The sequence below is a fragment of the Streptomyces sp. PTL18 genome, from assembly GCF_059510295.1.
Genome location: NZ_JCAJZO010000011.1, coordinates 181,372 through 197,221, shown reverse-complemented (window position 1 = coordinate 197,221; position 15,850 = coordinate 181,372). Strand labels below are relative to the sequence as shown.

Sequence of the window (15,850 nt, the reverse complement as noted above, 5' to 3'; positions counted from 1 at the left end):
AAACGACTCGAGGTATGAGTACATCCGTCCCCGGCCCGAACGAGGTCTCCCGCGAGCTCGCCTTGGACCGCGCACTGTGGTGGATCGACAGGCCACGTGACAGCAGTGCCTGGTTGTGGATCGGCGGCAAGGAGAAGGTCGGAAAGACCGAGCTGCTCCGGGAAATCGCAGAGCGGCAGCGCGATTCGCTTTTCTTCGACTGTGCGGGCCTGCAGTCCGAGGAGATCGCTCGCAAGCTGGCTGATTCCCTGGGCGTTGCCTCACTCGATACCTATGGCGGCAACTTCGCTGAGGGGGTCGCCAGGATCACCACAGGACCGGTGGTGATCCTGGCGAATACGCAATGGGCAGGAAGCCTTCGCACCACGTGCGAGCCGGAACGACTCATGCGTCAGGTGGTGCAGACACTCGTCAGGAATCACAGGCGCAGCGTGCGGATGCGGCTCCTCATCGAGGTCGAGGACACATCAGGAGCGATGGCGGCTCTGGGCGGCCGCGAGTTGACGTTGCGAGCCCCCGACGACCACCGGGCGCCCTCGGCTGACACCGCCGGCCCGGTCGAGACCACAGCTTTTCGCGCCCTCGCATTGTCCGAATCCCGGGTGGTCCCGCTGCCCGTCTGGCCCGTTCTGTGCGCGGTCCTCGGACAGGACGTCTCCGCCGAGGAGTTGGAGCGGCTGGCCTCACGGCACTCAGCGGACATACGGATGGAGAACAGCGCAGGCTCCGCCTGGCCGCGCGTCGCTTTCCGTCGCGAGTCCGTTGCCCAGGTCTGGCGCGAGACGGTCTCCGATGACGAGACGAAGCGTTTTCATGTGCAGGTGCTCTCCGCGTTGCGGTCGGCGGAACCGACGTCCGCAACCCGTTGGTACGTGCATCGCGCGGCAGCCGGCCACGCCGCTGCGGCCGGAGACCTGGATGCTCTCCTCGGAGACGCATCCACTCTGGCCAAGGTCGGCTATCACAGCCTGTTCGAAGCGTTCGAAGCCGCTCACCACAACCGCGCCGTCCCCCCGGGGGGCCTCGCCGCCAACCTCTACTACCTCGCCGAACGTGGTGTCTGGCCCTCTGCACAGGGCGAGTGGCTGGCTCTCCTGCATCACTGCCTCCTCAATCGGGGACCGTCGGAGGCGGCCTTGGCCGATCGGCTTCTCGCCGCTGTCGACATCTCCACCTTGCCATGGCACACCCTGTGGGCCCATGGCACCGGTCCCGGGCTCGCCACCACGGACCGCCTGATCAAACGGCCAACCGTACGCGCGCTACAAGTGGTGCAGGCCGAGTCGGGCCCCTTTGCCATGGCCACGGATGGTCAGGGCAACAGCGGAGCGTGGCATCTGGACAGCGGAGAGCCCGCTGCCGACCCTGGTGACGTTCCCATGGCCCCCGAGTCCGTCGCGGCGGATCAGGGCCTTTCGGGGTGGAGACCTGCTGGAGCGGCTGAAGGGCATGTCGATCTACCTCGCATGCCTCGTTATGTACGACGTGCCGTTCGCGTAGGCGACCGTGCTGTGATGTCGTCCGCTGACGGGGTCTTCGCCATTGTCATCCACTCCGCGAACGCAGAGACGGAGGCCCGGTCAGGCGTCCTGAAGAGAATGTTGCGTACGACCGCCAGGGTGGGAGCCGCCCCCCTGCCCGCTGACGCGCTGATGGCTTCCGCCGAGTGGTTCGAAAACGTATGGGGCGCAGCCCGGCTCAAGCGGGTGGCCCCGGACGCTCTGCCCTCGAGCCTCTCCGATGTGGACGCACGACGGTTCCTGACCGAGGTCGGCTTCCCTCATGTCAGCGGCTTCCTGGAGCTTGAAACCCTGGATCTGACCGCTGCCGGACTGACCGAGGTCTCCGACTCCCCGGTCTGCCGAGGGCCCGGATTTCTGCTGGGGACCTGGCAAGGAGCGCACCTACTGCTGGACGGCACCAGTGGGAAGGTGCTACAGGACGAGTCGTCCGGAATCAGTGATCCCTTGGCCGGGAGTTCGCTGCGACAGTTCGTCACCATGGCCCGGCTCTATTACTGGTGGTTCGCGTCCGACTGGACTGTCGAGGACGTTGAAGCCGACCTGCGGTCGTGGCTCGCTCGTGTCGACCCCGACGCCTACGCCGCCCAGTGCTGGCAACGCGTCTTCGAGGACTACGACTTTGCTGACCGCCTATGAACCGGCCGGACGACAGGCTGCCGCGGGTGCGGCGGACGCCTCCGGTCCACCGCCGAGCCCCGCCGCTCACACACGAGCAGGCGCTTGAACGGGTCGAGGCCTGGTCGGCAGAGCCGCCTCGCCTGTGCGAGATGCTCGCGATCCGAGGGGCATCCGGAGCCGGAAAGAGCGCAATCCTGCGGGAGTTGGGCTCTCGGATCGACGACGCCGTCTACGTGGACTGGCCTGACATCGGATGACGTCACACGTCGTCTGCTGACCGCATGGAGTGCCTGCGCCGGTGCTGACTCACTCGTATCGGGCGCTCAGAGCATCAGCCGTGGCCGGATCGCTCTGCTTGCCAACGTTCAATGGGGCGGACCAGTTCGCCACCTCGAACGAACCGGGCGGAATAATCAGCGGTGATTCCCGGCGGCGGTGCGGTCGCGCACTGTCGCGCGGTCAGCGGTCAACAGCCGTGCGGGGTCGGCCAGTACGTCGCCCAGCTCCTCACTCATCCGGTGACCTGTCACCCGCACCCGACCACCTCACCCTCGGGATCACCGGCAGCCCTCATCGGCTCAACCGCCGCGCCAACGGCGCCTAAGATCGACTCACAGGCGAAGGCGTCCGCGAGGGCGGAGGACGGGGACCCATGACCGGCTCGACCGAGGACTACGCACCACACCCCCACATAGGCGGCCGGGCGGCTGCGCTGCGCGCGCTCGCGGCATGGCGTGGGGCCGCTTCCGGGGCGCCCCGTGTCGTCGTGCTCACCGGCGGTTCGGGCAGTGGGCGTTCGCGGTTGCTCACCGGGTTCCTGATGCTGTGCGAGCCGGAGTTCCGCAAGCAGCTTCCGCTGGAGGTGATGGATCCGTCGACGGTGCCGCCGGAGGCGCCGGCCCCGGCTGTGCCGGCCCCTGACGGACTGACCGCCGCGCAGGTGCTGTGGCTGCTGGCCGACCACTACGAGCTGGACGCCGCCGGCGCCGAGGAGGTGTTCGCCGAACTGGCGGCACTCGAGGACCCGGTGACCGTCGTCGTACCGGACGTCGACCGGGCCGGCCCGGTGCGGGCCGCAGGCGAGCCGGCGCGCCTCGTGCGGAAGGTGCTCGCCCCACTGGCCGCCACCGAGACGGTCCGGCTGCTGGCCGAGGTGCCGCGTCCGCTGGTCGCCGACCTGACCGCCGGTCTGCCACCCGGCGCCGTACGGATCATCGACCTCGACGAGCCCGAGTGGGCCGACCCCGAGGGGCTGGTGCTGCACGCCCAGGCGGCGCTCAACCCGGAGTTCGGTGCGCCTGAGCTGCCGTTCACGGTCGATCCCGCCGCCCGCCTGGCCCTCGGCGTGGCCATCGGCCGCCGTGCGGGGACCAGCCCACTCGTCGTCCAACTCGCCGTCCACTGCATCCTCATGGCCCCCGAGGGCTTCGACCCCGCAGAGGAGAGCCGGTTGCCGGCCTCCGTCGGCGAAGCCCTCGATCTGCATGCCGGACGGCTGGGCGCCGATCCGCAGACGCTGCGGCTGATGCTGGCGCCACTCGCCCTGGCGGAGGCCGGCGGCATACCCGTCCACCTGTGGGCGCGGCTGGCGAGCGCGGTCGCCGGAAAGGACATGAGCCAGGCCATCGCGGGAGGGGTGCTGCTGGCCGGGCCGTTCGTGCAGCCGGAGGAAGAAGAAGGTGGCGGCGGACGTACGCTTCTCCGGTTGCTGCACCCCGCCATCGCCGACGAGATCCGCGCCGGTCTGCCGAACGTGCGCGCCGCGCAGACGCAGATCGCGATGGCACTGCTGGAGGCCGTGCCGGAGCAGGACTGGGGCAAGGCCGACCCCTACGTGCGCGACCACATCGCCGGACACACGCTGGAAGCGGGACTGCTGCCCCAACTCCTCACCGACCCGGGCCTGTTCGTGCACGCCGATCCGGTGCCACTGCGGGCCGCCATCGAGGCCGTTCCGGTCGAGGCACTGGGCGCACCGGCCCGTACCTACCTGCGTGCCGCGCCTCTGCTGACCCGCACCCAGGCGCCCACCGCGCTGCGCGCCGCCCTGCTGGAGACCGCCTTCGTCGAGGACGGCCTGCCCGAGTACGGCGATGCCCTGCACCGGCTCGACCTCGAGCTGCCCTGGCGGACCCTGTGGAGCCTTCCGGTCGCGGGGGTGAGCGCCGTGACCGTCGGCAGCCTCCCGCGCCCGGAAGGGCCGGCCACTCCCGTCGCCGTCCTCGTCGTGCCGGCGGGCACGCCCGGTTCGCGCCCGGTCGGTGACCCCGAGGGAGCCACTAAATCCGCGGTACTCGTCCACGGTCTCGTACAACCGGACGACCTCGCCGACGCCGACGCCGGGCAGATCCTGCGCCCGTCCGGGGAGGAGCGGGCCGCCGCCCCGCTGGGGCTGAGCCGAGGCGCCGACTATCTGCGCGTCTGGGACCGGGCGGGGGGCGAGGTCGTGGCCGCGTTGATCTCCGACGCGCCGTTCACCGCCGCCGACCTCTCCCCCGACGGCATCCTCCTCGTCGCCACCGAACGCGGGGCGAAGGCCCTCCGCATCCGCTCGACCGACGCGGCGCTAGCCTCGTAGCCACACCCGTCCCCACCCGTTCGACCAGCCATCTCGAAGGAGCCTCCCCTTGTCCAGCCAGGAGCAGGCGGCGGTACAGGGCGCCGACGCGCCAGAAGGTGCCCGTCCGGTCACCGGCCCGGGCAACACCGCCGTCTTCACCTACGTCGACCCGGCGGGCGGCGAGGAGACCACCCTCTTCCGCAACTCGGGCCCGGGGATGCCGCCCGCCGAGTACCAGTGCTGGGCCGAGCTGCGGCGGATGAACGTACCCGTCGACAATGTCGTCGCCGTCCACACCGACCTGCGTCCCGGCCTGCTCCCGGGCGGCTACACGGCCGAACTCCTCAATTCGTTCCCGAACGCCCAGCTCTCCTGCTCGCAGACCTACGGCGCCCGTCCCGAGGAGCGCGCGGAGGGCGTCGCGGCGCTGGTCGAGCAGGTCGAGATGCTGCACCGGGTCGCCGGGCAGCAGCCTCCGCCCCGCCCGTACCGCCTCCCGGTCCCCGCGCAGGTCGCGCCCGCGGAGCCGATGCGTGACGTCGCCCTCGGCCGCCATCTCGTGGAGGTCTTCGGCCAGGAGGGGGTGCGCCGCTACGACGCCGACGACGTCGCCGACAGCCCCCTGCCGGACGCCGTCAAGTCGACGCTCACCTGGGCGGGACTCCCCGCCGACCTTCCCCTCTTCTTCACCGCCGACCGACCCGACGCCCCTCCGGCCGGCGGCCTCTTCACGGACGTCGCCACGAATTTGCGCGAGCGCCGCAGCCCGGCGGGCGAGGAGAGGATCGGCGCCCTGACCCACCTGGCCCGGATCGGCTTCGACGGGGTCGCGATGATCGCGGTGCAGTGCGTGCCCGGGACGACGGAACCGGACGGCCTCGGCGCGCTCTGGGCCGTGGACCCGGTCACCGCCGAGGCCCGCTACGTCAACGTCTCGGTGGCCGCCCTCGCCCGTTCCCTGGCGCTGCTGGCCACCGTGCGGCAGCGGATGCGTGGCCTCGACCCCGTCGCGGCGGGCTCCGAAGTGGCCGGATTGCAGGCGCAGTTGGTGGCCGTCGACGCGTCCGCACTGGCCACCCCCGACACCTGGTGGTCTCTGATCGTCGAGCAGATGTGGCACGGGTTGTTCTGAGCGGCCCTCTGGACATTCCCCCCGCCCCCCGCCGAGAGACCTGAGACGACTGAGAGAACGAGGAGAGCACCTGTGACATCCGACAACCCGGCACCGCCGACCACCGCTGAGCAGGCCCTCGACATCGTCCGCAGCCGGTACGCACAGCCCAGGCTGCCGGACGGCACGCCCGCCCAGCTGAGCGTCGAGGAATTCGACATCGGATACCTGGTGTACGCGGAGTTCCCGCCGGTCACCGACGCCGCCGGACGGCCTCAGCCCGCCCCGCCCGGCGGCAGCAAGATCGTCGTCTCCAAGGAGACCGGCGAGACCGTCACCGTGCCCAACTTCCCGAACCCGGCGGCCATCGATCTCTACCGCAGACAGCGCCGGTGACCGGTACGGGATCAGTACAGCGAGAACCCGCCGCTGTGCCGCCCCTGGCTCTTCCTCCCCGACCGTGAGGCCGGGCCCGCCTCGCCCCTGGGCTCGGACTGCCCCGCGGACGGATCGCCGCCCGTCAGCGGCTCCCCGTGCCTGATCTGCTCGCGCTCCTCCTCGGAGAGCGACTCCCACTGGCCGCGCAGGGACGCCAGGCCCCCGCCCAGGGCGTGTGCCACGGCGGGGTCGTCCAGGGCCTCGCGCAGGGCGAGCCGGCCGGAGAGCAGCCGCTTCGCCGCATCCTGCAAGCCCTTGCCGGCGTTGTCGGTCTCGGACAGCTTGCGCAGGGCGGAGTTCAGCGAACGGATCTGCTCCGGTTCGAGTGCCTCGTCCAGCACCCCGCGGTCCTCTGAAGAGTCGTACGGGGTCGGTGGGTTCTCAGGGTGCCTGGCCATGTTGCTTCTCCTCGCTGCCCTCGTGCCTCGGACACCCGAAGTATCTCCTGTGGCCCACGGATGCCATGCTGGCCCCCGATCACCCGAAGAGGAGGGGGACTTCGTCGTCATGGCTCAGGCACAGAGCACGGGAACGGGCAAAGGAACCGGCCGTTCACCGGCCGCCGGTCTCGTCGGCAGGGCCTTCGGCCGCCTGGGGCGCTGGGGCGGTCTGGTCTTCCTGCTCGCGGGTCTGGCCCTGAGCGGATGGGGCGCGTACGAAGGGGCGTATGCGGCGGGTTGGGCGGGCACCCACGGCACCCTGACGGTGAGGCAGTGCGAGGTGAGCTATCCGAGCAACGCCTCACGGAGCAGCCGTAGGCACCGCCGCCCCGTCCGGTGCGAGGGCACGTTCGTCTCCGACGACGGCAAGGGCAGGGACTCGGCCGCGGCTGTGCAGGTCAGGCACCGGTACGCGGTGGGCACCGAGCTGTCGGTGCAGCAGACGGACGCCCCGACGACGGCCACCTCGGCGAACGGCGACTACGTCCAGGGCGGAATGGACCGCGCCTGGCGCTTCTTCGCGGCCTTCTTCGGCGGGTGGGTCCCCACCGGCCTCGGCGTCTTCTGCCTGGCGACGGGTTACGCCCCGTTCGGCCGGAGCCGCGTCTCGTACGAGGAGGCGTGGGAGGCGGCGGGGCGGGGAGTGACGCGTCCGGTCCTGATCGGGATGCTCGGCGTGGGGATCGTGGGAGCCGGGGTGTGCTTCCTGGTCGGCTACTTCGTCTGACCGGCTTCCGGTGGGGGCCGACCGACCGCGGAGGGTGATCCTCGCCGGTCGACTTCGCGTTGGCCTTTCCCTGTTCGCTCAACCACGGGGTCCCGCAGGCTTGTCGACGCCTCCACCGCAGTGCCGGAGCCGGCCGCCACGGGCAGCAGCGACAGCCGTACCAGCCCTACGGCGGGCCGCAGCCGAAAGATCGGGGACCCGCGGGGTCGTCCGCTTCCGGCGATCGTCGACTGCACCTCCCCGGAGGCCCGGTGCAGGACCGATGACCGGCTGTTGGGGGATCACAGGGGACCACGCCCCTCAAGCAGACCGGTACCGAACCGACGGTCATGATGCGGCAGTGCGAGAGGAAGAGGCCGAGTCCGTCGACCCCGCCGCTGGAACCCGTGGCACAACCGCCCGTTCGCCCGCCCTCCGGCACTGGGTCACAGCCGCTCACACCGCGGCATGGTCGTAGCCGACGCGGTCCGACTCCGTCCGGTGCCGCACCTCCCGGTTCGCGGTGAAGAGTGGCGTCGCCGTCATCCGAACTCGCTTCGGGCCCAGTTCTGCGCGTTCCCCGTGGCGTGCGCGGAGCCGGAGCGCGCCGAGGAGGCGGGGACCTCAGTCCCGTCGGACGCCTGCGACGTATGGGCACCGTGCCCGACCAGGGTGCCGACACCCCGCTGTACGCGGTCCCCGACCGTCCCGGTGACCTGCTCCGTCGCGGTGTCGACGGCGTGGTCCACATGCGCGTTCAGGTCCGTGCAGTCGGCGAGGGTCGATCCCTCGCCGCCGGTGACCTCGTTCTTGAGGCCGTCCACGTATTCGCCGGCCGCCGTCCTGGCGACGCCCGCAGTCTCCCCGAGGTCGATACCGGAGCGGGCGTCGAAGTATGTCTCGATGCTCTGCCGGCCGATGTCCTGCGCCATTCCGATGGCGGCCTCCTTGGCCTTTTCCTTGGCGGCGTCGACCACCTTCTCCTGGACGAACTGCTTGGCCTGCTCCTTGATCTGCTGTTTGGCGAACTGCTTGACCTTCTCCTTGGTGATCTGCTCGAGCTGCTCCTTGGCGATCTTCTTGAGGGCGTCCATGGTGGCGTGCTCCATGGCCTTGGTGACCGCCTCCATGACCTCCCTCTTGAGCTTGTCCAGCAGCTCCCGGACGATCACCCGCGTGGCCTGTGTCGCGCCCAGCGCGCCGATCTCGGACAGCCCGAAGGTGAAGGGTGCGGACGCCTGCGCGGCGATGATCTCCATGGCGAGAGCGACGAGTTGCGCGATCACGGCCAGCTTCGCCGTGAGGACCGCCACCGCGGCCGCGTCGAAGGCGAGGGCGATCACTTCGCACGCGGTCTTCGCGTCCGGGAGGTAACGGTCCTCGCCGTTCGCGCCGGTGTAGGCGCCCCAGGCCTTGCTGAAGCCGCCGACGGCCGTGCCGACGTTGCTCGCGACGACGGCCCGGGCGAAGCGCTCGCCCTGTGCCTCGATCTCCTCCAGTTGCCTGCCGAAACCCCGCCAGGCCTCGGCGACCTCGTGCAGTGCCTCTTCGTCGGCCTCGGGCCAGGAGTAGCCGAGGAGGTCGAGCACCCAGACGAGCTCGCCGGGCAGTGTGAGCGACATGCCGAAATTGCCCCGTCTTCGACTAGAGCTGAACGGGAATTCCGCTCAGCAGACCGCTGTTCGACGTTTCCGATCCGTCGTATCCGTGGGCCATGTCCTGCAGGTTGTGCCCGATTTGCTGAAGCCGTTCCGCAAGACTGTCCATCGATGCGAGGATGCCGTCGCGAATCGGCGTGTAGACCTGCCCGAAGAGTTCGCCGAAGTCCGCGTCCTCCCAGGGCTCCCCCAACCCCTCGAGGGTGTCCTGCAATCCCTTGGAGGCTTTGGAGAAATCACCCCCGAGGTCGACGAAGTTCTGCCCCTGCTTTCGGAGCACGGCCGTGTCGACGTCAAAGGTGTCGAACTCCATCGCTCTCCCCCGGACTCCCCTTGCGGCAGTTCATATTGCACGACAGGCCGATACCTTAGACTCCTCACGCACGGCCCGGCCAGCCCGCCGGTCAAGAGATCGTCAAGTCGTTCGGGGGGACCAACTGTGGTGTCGGCACAGCCGAGTTACGGCAGTACAGCGAGCCTGTGGGCGGGAAGGCTGCTCGGCTTGGGGCTCCTCGTGGTGGCCGCGGTCGTCGCCGCGGTGACCGTTCCGGAACTGCGCAGCGAACTCGCGGGCGAGGGGACGGACGGAACCCTCACGGTTTCTTCATGCGAAACGCACACGAAAACCCACTACGGCACGCACAGGCGTACCACTGAACTCAAGTTCAGCTGTACCGGAACCTGGGCCGCGCAGCACGGCGGAGCCACCTACCGGAACGTGGCGGTGCAGACTTCGGCGCGTTTCGAAGCCGGGGCCGAAATCCCCGTGGTGCACGTAGGTGAAACCTTCGAGCAGCCGCAGGACCGGGCCCCCGGAAAGGACGCCGCGATTCTCGCGTTCTGCCTCTCCTTGCTGACGTTCGGCGTCTACTGCCTCCTCACCGGATTCGGCACCCGCAACGGCCCCGGCTTCGCGGCCTCCTGGCATCGCCTGCCGGCCCCGACCGTCACCGGCCCGCTCCTGGGCGGCATCTTCGCCCTGGGCGCCCTGGCAGCGCTCGTGTGCTCACTCGTCGTGTAACGCCTGCGTCTTCTCCTGCATCTCCTCCTGCATCTTCTTCTGAGGAACCCTCATGACCCACGTACACGGGAACGACGCCGCGACGAACGCCGGCGTTCCCGGAGAACGCCCGCACCTCGGCCGCCTCATCGGCGCGGGCCTGATCCTCGTAGGCCTCGTCCTCCTGTCCCTCGGCGCCTTCCTCGGCCCCTACCGCTACGCCACGTCCACACCGGGCAGGCTCACCGTCGAGACGTGCACCGTCGACTACAAGTACCGGGGCACAACTAGCAGTTCACGGAGGAAGACCAGGACGAGGTGGTGCTACGGCACCTTCACCGCCGACGACGGCAGCGCCAAGGACCTCAACGCCGAACTCAAGAGCGACGCCCTGTACCGGCGCGGCCACGTCCTGGAGGCCCGCAGGACGGGCGACACCTCCTACCAACTGGACCACGGCTGGACCGGCGCCATCGCCACCGGCTGCGCATGGTGGTTCGGCGCCCTCGTCCCCCTCGCCGTCGGCCTCCTCGGCGCCGTCACCGGCTTCTCCTCCGGGCAGGCGGCGAGCCAGGCCCTGCTGCGCACCACCGTCGTACTGGTCGCGGTGGGCGTTGCCGGATTCGCCATCAGCCTGCTGGTGGTGTTCTTCACCTGACGGAGGCCCCCGGCGCGCGTCTGCGAGGCGACGGGCGGGGTTGTGCTTCTTGATCAAGAGTGCCTAGCTTTCCACCCCATGTCCATGACCCGAAGAACGATCCTCAAGGGGCTGACCGCCGCCCCGTTCGTCACAGCCGCCGGCAGCCTGTCGGCCCCCACCGTCGCCGAAGCGGCCACCGTCGACGCGGGACAGTTCAGCCTCAGCAGCAGATCCTCCAACGCTTACGGCGAGTTCAGCGATCTGACCGCCGGTCTGGCGACCAGACTGGCCGGGGTGGACGCGACCGCCGTCATCGCCGACACCAACCGCAACGCCACCCACCTCACCAGCGCCCCCGGCACCGTCGAGGCGTTCGCGACCGGATTCGCCTGGGACAGCGCGGACCAGGCGGTGGACTACTGGATCCCGCAGGGCGTCACGACCAGCGCCGACGCCTACGGCAAGGGGGTCTACCCGGCAGGCGGCAACAACCGGGTCGTCCTCGTCTCCTGGTACTTCGAGACAGACCCCGACAACGACGGCACCAACGAGTACGCGCTCGACAAGGGCCTGAGACTGACGTTCGTCGACTACACCACCGCCACCACACCGACGTACCGGCACGTCCTTCTGGTCGAACCGGTCATGACCGGCACCGGGGAGTACTCCTTCAACCCCATTCGCAAACACGCCGGCGGCATCATGTGGTACGGCAACCTGCTGTATGTCGCCGACACCTACAAGGGGTTGAGGGTGTTCGACCTCAACACCCTCTTCACGGTCGCCACCGCTGAAACGGACGTGTGCGGCCTGCACACCGACGGGTCCTACTACGGCTACGGGTACAAGTACGTCCTGCCGCAGAGCCACGCCTACGACAACGCGGGGACGTACCTGCGCTACACCACGATCGGGCTCGACAGGGCCAGCACCCCGGACAGCCTGGTGGTGAGCGAGTACTCCCAGTCCGGGACCGTCGACTACACGGACGGCACCTTCAACGGCACGGGCCCCGGTACCACCACACCCAAGGTGGTCCGCTGGAACCTCGACTACACCAACCGGCAGATCGGCTCTCTCACCGCGTCCGAGGCCGTCACCGTCGCCCAGCAGAAGATCCAGGGAGTGGTGTCGCGCAACAGCAAGCACTACCTGTCGACGAGCGCCGGTCCGTCCACGAAGGGTTCGCTGCGCACCTTCAACTCCGGCGACTCCACCGCGACCACCGTCTGTGACCTGGCCATCGGCTGCGAGGACCTCAGCTACCACAGCAGTGGCGCGTCCGGCTGGGCCTACAGCGAGTCCGTCATCTGGAACCTCAGCGAGTACGTCGGCAAGCGGTACGTCTACGCGGTCCACGCAGACGGCTCGTAGCCGCGTTGGGGGCGGGACGGGCCTGAAGCATCGCTGTCCGCCTCCGGCCGGAAGCAGGCGGGCCCTGCTGAGCTGAGCCTGCGATCAGACGCTCGATCGGCCTCTGCCGCCTGCACCGCGTTGCGGGCGGCAGGCGTGCAGGCGGAAGGCGACGGGCGGCAGGCGGCAGGCGGCAGGCGGCAGGCGGCAGGCGGCAGGCGGGAGGCGGCAGGAGTCGACGGGGCTCCTCCGCACCGACGGCTCCGGAACGGGTACGTGACCCGGCCGGTTGCGGGTCAAGGAGATGTCACTGGCATGCCAAGTGACTGCTGGCCTAGGCTGAGCAAGAACGTTCCTTCCGCACGGGGTGGGAGCCGGTCAACCGGCTCCGGGAAAGGCGACGATGAACCAACCGGTCGATCCGAGGCTGGCCTACGCCCAGGTATCGGCACCAGCCACGACCGCTGCGCCGCAGCCTGAGCCGTCACCCTCGCCAGGCCCTCCGCCCACGCCTCCGCCCGCCCCGCCACCGGTCTGGGGCGGCGATCCGGACGTCGGCGTCACCTCGTCCTTCCTCCGGGCCAGGGCCGATGTGTGCGACAGCGCCTCCGAGATGCTCCGCAAGACGCGTGGCGCTGCCGAGGACGCCGACGGCGATCTGGTGAAGGCGGCGCCCGGATGGTCGTTCGTCGGCAGCGTCGACGACATGCAGCGCCGGTGGGAGGGCCTGCTCAAAGTCGTCACGGACCGCTTGGACGAGGCCGCCCGGAACTTCCGCGACAGCGCGGACGCCTACGACCGGCAAGGTCCGCAACCAGCTGAACAACGTCGGCGCGTACTTCGCCACGGTCAAGGGCTGGCCCACGGCGGCCGGACTGATCCAGCACTACCTTGACCGCAGTGGCAAGACGGTAGAGGTGGAACCGCAGACCATGATGGATCAGATCCCGGCCTTCCAGTCGGACGTCGACGACACGCTGCGGAAGGACGTCCACGGCCGCCCGGACGGCCCGTTCACGACCGAGTGGAAGTCCACCGCTCCCAACCCCGCGGACGGGGACAGCAGCACGGAGTGGTACTACGCGCTCAACCACTTCCAGTACCGGCTGACCGGCTACGTCCACGACGGGGAGGTCACGTACCGGCTCGAGGTCAAGAAGCGTTACGACTGGGGCATCCCCAGCGAGCACCGCGCCAACGCGACCGGGGGCTGGGGGCCGGCCAGCATGAACCTGGAGCAGGCCGACATCGCCCACCTCAACACCGTCGGCCTGGGCCGGGACTTCGATGTCGTCGGCACTTCCGACGAGATGACGTCCTGCGCATGACCGGCCGGCACACCCCCGGCAACGACGTTCGCCGGGACCGGGACCCCGACCGGGCAGCCGAACCTGACCCCGGCCGCCGCGGAGCAGCGAGGTCGGTACTACGGGTCGTACTGTGGCTGGCGGCGCTGGCCGCCCTCGCGTTCACCGTCGTCGTGGTCTACGGGTTCATCAAGCTCGACCATGACATCGACCACCCCCAGGACGGCTTCTCCGGCTGGCAGTGCGCCGGCCAGTCGGGCACCTGCGATCGGTGAACCAGCCGGGGGGCCAGGCCTGCCGCCTGATGACATCGGTTCGTCGCCGACAGGCCTGACCGCACCTCATCCGCTGGAAGCCGTATGGCGTCGGCCGTCGGTGCGTGCCGCTCTCGCCCCCGCCAGGCACTGGCCACCGGCAGGGCCTGCACCGGACACGCCCCGTTTCGACTGGGCCGCGGGATGCGCCGGGTCAGCGTCGCGGGGGTGGGACGATGCCCTGACTCAGCGCCTCCAGGGCCCGGGCCTGTTCCTTGGTCGCCTCGACCGCAGCCATGGAGCCGTCGGCGAAGTGCAGGTCCACGCGTTCCGAGAGCGATGTGTGCCGGACGGCGACGCTCCGGAGCTGTCCCGGCAGGATCTCGCCGAGGCGCCGGGCCTCCCTGAGCGGCGTTCCGGGCGGGACCTTGCCGAACAGGGACACCTTCTTGGTGGAGACCGTGCACATCAGCAGGATCCTGCGGTCGGTGAAGACCATCAGCGCCCGTTCATTGTCGTAGTCGGTGCGCGAGGTGTCGGGCCCGGTGCGCACGGCGATCGCGAACTGGCCGGCCATGCTCTGCCACCCGCCCGTGAGCCCGGCCCCGCGCACGATGCGTCGGAGCCTGCGGATAATCCCGAAGTCGAAGAACTCGACGGCGTCGGCGGCCGAGGCGGCAGCATCGACGGCGCCTTCCACCGCTCCGAGCGCCCCCCGCACCTGCTTACCGCTCCGCAACTCGCGGGGCAGGGGGCGGCGGATCAGATCGCTCAGCTTCACATCGACGATCCCGAGCAGATGCTCATGCGGGTGCAGCCACGGCGCCATCAACGGCACATGGGAGCCGCCGCCGAACAGGCGTGGCTCGAAGATGGGCTGTGGCGGACCGTACTGGCCGGCGCTCATCCGAAGTCCTCCTCGATCCGTGTCTTCGGCACACGGTACGGGGCATCGTTCTTGCGGCCGTCGAGCTGGCCGGTCACGGCGTCGATGGCGGGGTCCTCGTTCAGCCCGTCCGTGACGGCGCTCATCGGGCCGTCGGCGCCCAGCACTGCTCCGATGCCACCTGCGAGGGTGCCTTTCGCGGCGCCGTACACGGCCTTGGTGCCCCTGGCGGCCGCGAACTCTCCGAGGTTCTCCATCGACGGGGAGCGGACCAGGTCCCTGATGCTCTTGGCCCTGTTGCCCATGCCGCCGATCTTCCGCACGGCCTTGGCCGCCTTCAGCCCGTCCTTGATCGTACGGAAGGACTTGCCGGCCTCCTTGATCTTCCGGACCTCCTCCATCAGCTCTTCCAGCGTCTTCGCCAGGCGAGCGGAGACCGTTTCCACCCGTTCGATGAAGACGGTGATCTCGGCATCCGCCACGAGGGCGTCGGCAGCGGTCGCAAGGCCGAGGGTCAGGATGTCGACCGCGACCATCGCCGCCAGCGAGACGATCAGTGCCTCGATCGCCTCCCGGATGATCTCGATGACCATGTTTTCGGCGAGCTGGCAGGCGGCAGCCGCCTGACTGATGATCTGCGCGATCTCGTCCATGTCCTTGGCGGTGCCGTCGATGGCCTCCACCACCTGGCCCATGTGCCTGCCGAACGCGTCCGACGCGGTGCCTTCCCACTCCCCGGCGAGTCTGCCGCCGCCCTCGCGCAGGGCGTTGCTGACCTCCCGCATGGCCTTCGCCTGGTTCTGCCACTCGTGGGCGGCCGCGGTGAGTCCGGCGAGGTTGCCGGTGACCTCCTCCAGCATGTCCATCAGCCCGGTGGAGTCGAGCGCCGCCTTGACGATGCTGTCCAGACCTGCGTCCAGGCCGTCCGCGACGGGATTCTCGATCTGCGGCAGCGGGATCAACGGCTCGTTGACGAAGTCCCGCGTCCACTTGTACGCGTCGCCGACCTGTTGGAAAGTGCCGCCGCTCACCGTCCGCCCCCGAAGGAGGCCTGGATGTGCACGTCCTGGCTCTCGTAGTTCGTCGCGGTGTCCTGGAGCCCCTCAGAGGTGTCGCGAAGTATCTCGAGCAGGTCGGCGAAGTTGTCCCGCTCGGCCTGCACGTGCTCGTGGTACGCCTCGTAAAGGTTGTGCGCGTTCGGCAGCTTGCCGAAGTCGTTCGACGAGAGCGGCACCGACTCCAGCCTCGGCCAGATCCGCGCGATCTGGTCGGCCTGGGCCTGGATGACCTTGTCGTACGACTTCAGCGCCCCCGGCTGAACGCGAAATCCCTGATCCCCCATAGTTTCTCCCTGAT

17 protein-coding genes are annotated in these 15,850 nt (G+C 69.5%); 11 read left to right on the top strand and 6 right to left on the bottom strand.

Annotated elements, in window-relative coordinates:
- The first annotated feature begins 14 nt into the window (after window positions 1-14).
- The 4 genes from AC5WS8_RS22395 (at window position 15) to AC5WS8_RS22380 (ending at window position 6,208) form a co-directional block, all read left to right on the top strand.
- Window positions 15-2,159 carry an SUKH-4 family immunity protein gene (locus AC5WS8_RS22395; RefSeq protein WP_496105223.1) on the top strand — a complete coding sequence of 715 codons (2,145 nt, stop codon included), beginning with the start codon at window positions 15-17 and terminating at the stop codon, window positions 2,157-2,159.
- 634 nt (window positions 2,160-2,793) lie between these two features.
- The gene (locus AC5WS8_RS22390) at window positions 2,794-4,719 is read left to right on the top strand and encodes an ATP-binding protein (protein ID WP_496105222.1); all 1,926 of its coding nucleotides are present in this window, start codon (window positions 2,794-2,796) and stop codon (window positions 4,717-4,719) included.
- Between the two features lie 49 nt (window positions 4,720-4,768).
- A complete protein-coding gene (locus AC5WS8_RS22385; RefSeq protein WP_496105221.1) occupies window positions 4,769-5,833 on the top strand; it encodes an SUKH-4 family immunity protein in 1,065 nt (354 codons plus the stop codon).
- A gap of 72 nt (window positions 5,834-5,905) precedes the next feature.
- Entirely contained in the window at window positions 5,906-6,208 is a 303-nt protein-coding gene (locus tag AC5WS8_RS22380; protein WP_496105220.1) for an SUKH-4 family immunity protein, read from the top strand.
- A gap of 11 nt (window positions 6,209-6,219) precedes the next feature.
- Here AC5WS8_RS22380 and AC5WS8_RS22375 read toward each other — a convergent pair whose 3' ends face one another.
- Window positions 6,220-6,648, bottom strand: a complete 429-nt coding sequence (locus AC5WS8_RS22375) for a hypothetical protein (protein ID WP_496105219.1) — start codon at window positions 6,646-6,648, stop codon at window positions 6,220-6,222.
- A gap of 109 nt (window positions 6,649-6,757) precedes the next feature.
- Between AC5WS8_RS22375 and AC5WS8_RS22370 the strand changes: the two genes are divergently transcribed.
- A complete protein-coding gene (locus AC5WS8_RS22370) occupies window positions 6,758-7,417 on the top strand; it encodes a hypothetical protein (protein WP_496105218.1) in 660 nt (219 codons plus the stop codon).
- Window positions 7,418-7,938: 521 nt separating this feature from the next.
- On the opposite strand, the gene AC5WS8_RS22365 is transcribed toward AC5WS8_RS22370, so the two are convergent.
- Window positions 7,939-9,018 carry a WXG100-like domain-containing protein gene (locus AC5WS8_RS22365; RefSeq protein WP_496105217.1) on the bottom strand — a complete coding sequence of 360 codons (1,080 nt, stop codon included), beginning with the start codon at window positions 9,016-9,018 and terminating at the stop codon, window positions 7,939-7,941.
- A 22-nt stretch (window positions 9,019-9,040) separates the two neighbouring features.
- On the bottom strand, window positions 9,041-9,367 hold the full coding sequence (locus AC5WS8_RS22360) for a WXG100 family type VII secretion target (protein ID WP_496105216.1): 327 nt from the start codon (window positions 9,365-9,367) through the stop codon (window positions 9,041-9,043).
- 129 nt (window positions 9,368-9,496) lie between these two features.
- On the opposite strand from AC5WS8_RS22360, the gene AC5WS8_RS22355 reads away from it, so the two are divergent.
- The 6 genes from AC5WS8_RS22355 to AC5WS8_RS22330 all read left to right on the top strand — a co-directional run bounded on the left by AC5WS8_RS22355 (window position 9,497) and on the right by AC5WS8_RS22330 (window position 13,629).
- Complete coding sequence (locus tag AC5WS8_RS22355; protein WP_496105215.1) at window positions 9,497-10,075, top strand: hypothetical protein; 579 nt, start codon at window positions 9,497-9,499, stop codon at window positions 10,073-10,075.
- A gap of 52 nt (window positions 10,076-10,127) precedes the next feature.
- The gene (locus AC5WS8_RS22350) at window positions 10,128-10,712 is read left to right on the top strand and encodes a hypothetical protein (protein WP_496105214.1); all 585 of its coding nucleotides are present in this window, start codon (window positions 10,128-10,130) and stop codon (window positions 10,710-10,712) included.
- Between the two features lie 84 nt (window positions 10,713-10,796).
- On the top strand, window positions 10,797-12,068 hold the full coding sequence (locus AC5WS8_RS22345) for a hypothetical protein (RefSeq protein ID WP_496105213.1): 1,272 nt from the start codon (window positions 10,797-10,799) through the stop codon (window positions 12,066-12,068).
- Between the two features lie 592 nt (window positions 12,069-12,660).
- Window positions 12,661-12,942: a hypothetical protein gene (locus AC5WS8_RS22340; RefSeq protein ID WP_496105212.1), complete on the top strand. Its 282-nt coding sequence runs from the start codon at window positions 12,661-12,663 to the stop codon at window positions 12,940-12,942.
- Window positions 12,943-12,979: 37 nt separating this feature from the next.
- Complete coding sequence (locus tag AC5WS8_RS22335; RefSeq protein ID WP_496105211.1) at window positions 12,980-13,375, top strand: hypothetical protein; 396 nt, start codon at window positions 12,980-12,982, stop codon at window positions 13,373-13,375.
- Complete coding sequence (locus tag AC5WS8_RS22330; RefSeq protein WP_496105210.1) at window positions 13,372-13,629, top strand: hypothetical protein; 258 nt, start codon at window positions 13,372-13,374, stop codon at window positions 13,627-13,629. The genes AC5WS8_RS22335 and AC5WS8_RS22330 overlap by 4 nt, the downstream gene beginning before the upstream one ends.
- 193 nt (window positions 13,630-13,822) lie before the next feature.
- On the opposite strand, the gene AC5WS8_RS22325 is transcribed toward AC5WS8_RS22330, so the two are convergent.
- Genes AC5WS8_RS22325 through AC5WS8_RS22315 form a run of 3 tightly spaced genes read right to left on the bottom strand, consistent with a single transcriptional unit; the run spans window position 13,823 to window position 15,836 of the window.
- Window positions 13,823-14,515 (bottom strand): hypothetical protein, encoded by a 693-nt coding sequence (locus AC5WS8_RS22325; protein ID WP_496105209.1) that lies wholly within the window; start codon window positions 14,513-14,515, stop codon window positions 13,823-13,825.
- Complete coding sequence (locus tag AC5WS8_RS22320; protein WP_496105208.1) at window positions 14,512-15,525, bottom strand: WXG100 family type VII secretion target; 1,014 nt, start codon at window positions 15,523-15,525, stop codon at window positions 14,512-14,514. Before AC5WS8_RS22320 ends, AC5WS8_RS22325 begins: the two co-directional genes overlap by 4 nt.
- Window positions 15,522-15,836, bottom strand: coding sequence for a hypothetical protein (locus AC5WS8_RS22315; protein WP_496105207.1), 315 nt, complete (start codon window positions 15,834-15,836; stop codon window positions 15,522-15,524). The genes AC5WS8_RS22320 and AC5WS8_RS22315 overlap by 4 nt, the downstream gene beginning before the upstream one ends.
- Between the last annotated feature and the right edge of the window lie 14 nt (window positions 15,837-15,850).

What these genes read in the sequence shown, in the direction of transcription:
- AC5WS8_RS22390 (WP_496105222.1), top strand. Translation starts at nt 2,794, where the DNA reads ATGACCGGCTCGACCGAGGACTACGCACCACACCCCCACATAGGCGGC.
- AC5WS8_RS22350 (WP_496105214.1), top strand. Translation starts at nt 10,128, where the DNA reads ATGACCCACGTACACGGGAACGACGCCGCGACGAACGCCGGCGTTCCC.
- AC5WS8_RS22360 (WP_496105216.1), bottom strand. Translation starts at nt 9,367, where the DNA reads ATGGAGTTCGACACCTTTGACGTCGACACGGCCGTGCTCCGAAAGCAG.
- AC5WS8_RS22340 (WP_496105212.1), top strand. Translation starts at nt 12,661, where the DNA reads ATGCTCCGCAAGACGCGTGGCGCTGCCGAGGACGCCGACGGCGATCTG.
- AC5WS8_RS22370 (WP_496105218.1), top strand. Translation starts at nt 6,758, where the DNA reads ATGGCTCAGGCACAGAGCACGGGAACGGGCAAAGGAACCGGCCGTTCA.
- AC5WS8_RS22375 (WP_496105219.1), bottom strand. Translation starts at nt 6,648, where the DNA reads ATGGCCAGGCACCCTGAGAACCCACCGACCCCGTACGACTCTTCAGAG.
- AC5WS8_RS22330 (WP_496105210.1), top strand. Translation starts at nt 13,372, where the DNA reads ATGACCGGCCGGCACACCCCCGGCAACGACGTTCGCCGGGACCGGGAC.
- AC5WS8_RS22325 (WP_496105209.1), bottom strand. Translation starts at nt 14,515, where the DNA reads ATGAGCGCCGGCCAGTACGGTCCGCCACAGCCCATCTTCGAGCCACGC.
- AC5WS8_RS22345 (WP_496105213.1), top strand. Translation starts at nt 10,797, where the DNA reads ATGACCCGAAGAACGATCCTCAAGGGGCTGACCGCCGCCCCGTTCGTC.
- AC5WS8_RS22335 (WP_496105211.1), top strand. Translation starts at nt 12,980, where the DNA reads ATGATGGATCAGATCCCGGCCTTCCAGTCGGACGTCGACGACACGCTG.
- AC5WS8_RS22315 (WP_496105207.1), bottom strand. Translation starts at nt 15,836, where the DNA reads ATGGGGGATCAGGGATTTCGCGTTCAGCCGGGGGCGCTGAAGTCGTAC.
- AC5WS8_RS22395 (WP_496105223.1), top strand. Translation starts at nt 15, where the DNA reads ATGAGTACATCCGTCCCCGGCCCGAACGAGGTCTCCCGCGAGCTCGCC.
- AC5WS8_RS22365 (WP_496105217.1), bottom strand. Translation starts at nt 9,018, where the DNA reads ATGTCGCTCACACTGCCCGGCGAGCTCGTCTGGGTGCTCGACCTCCTC.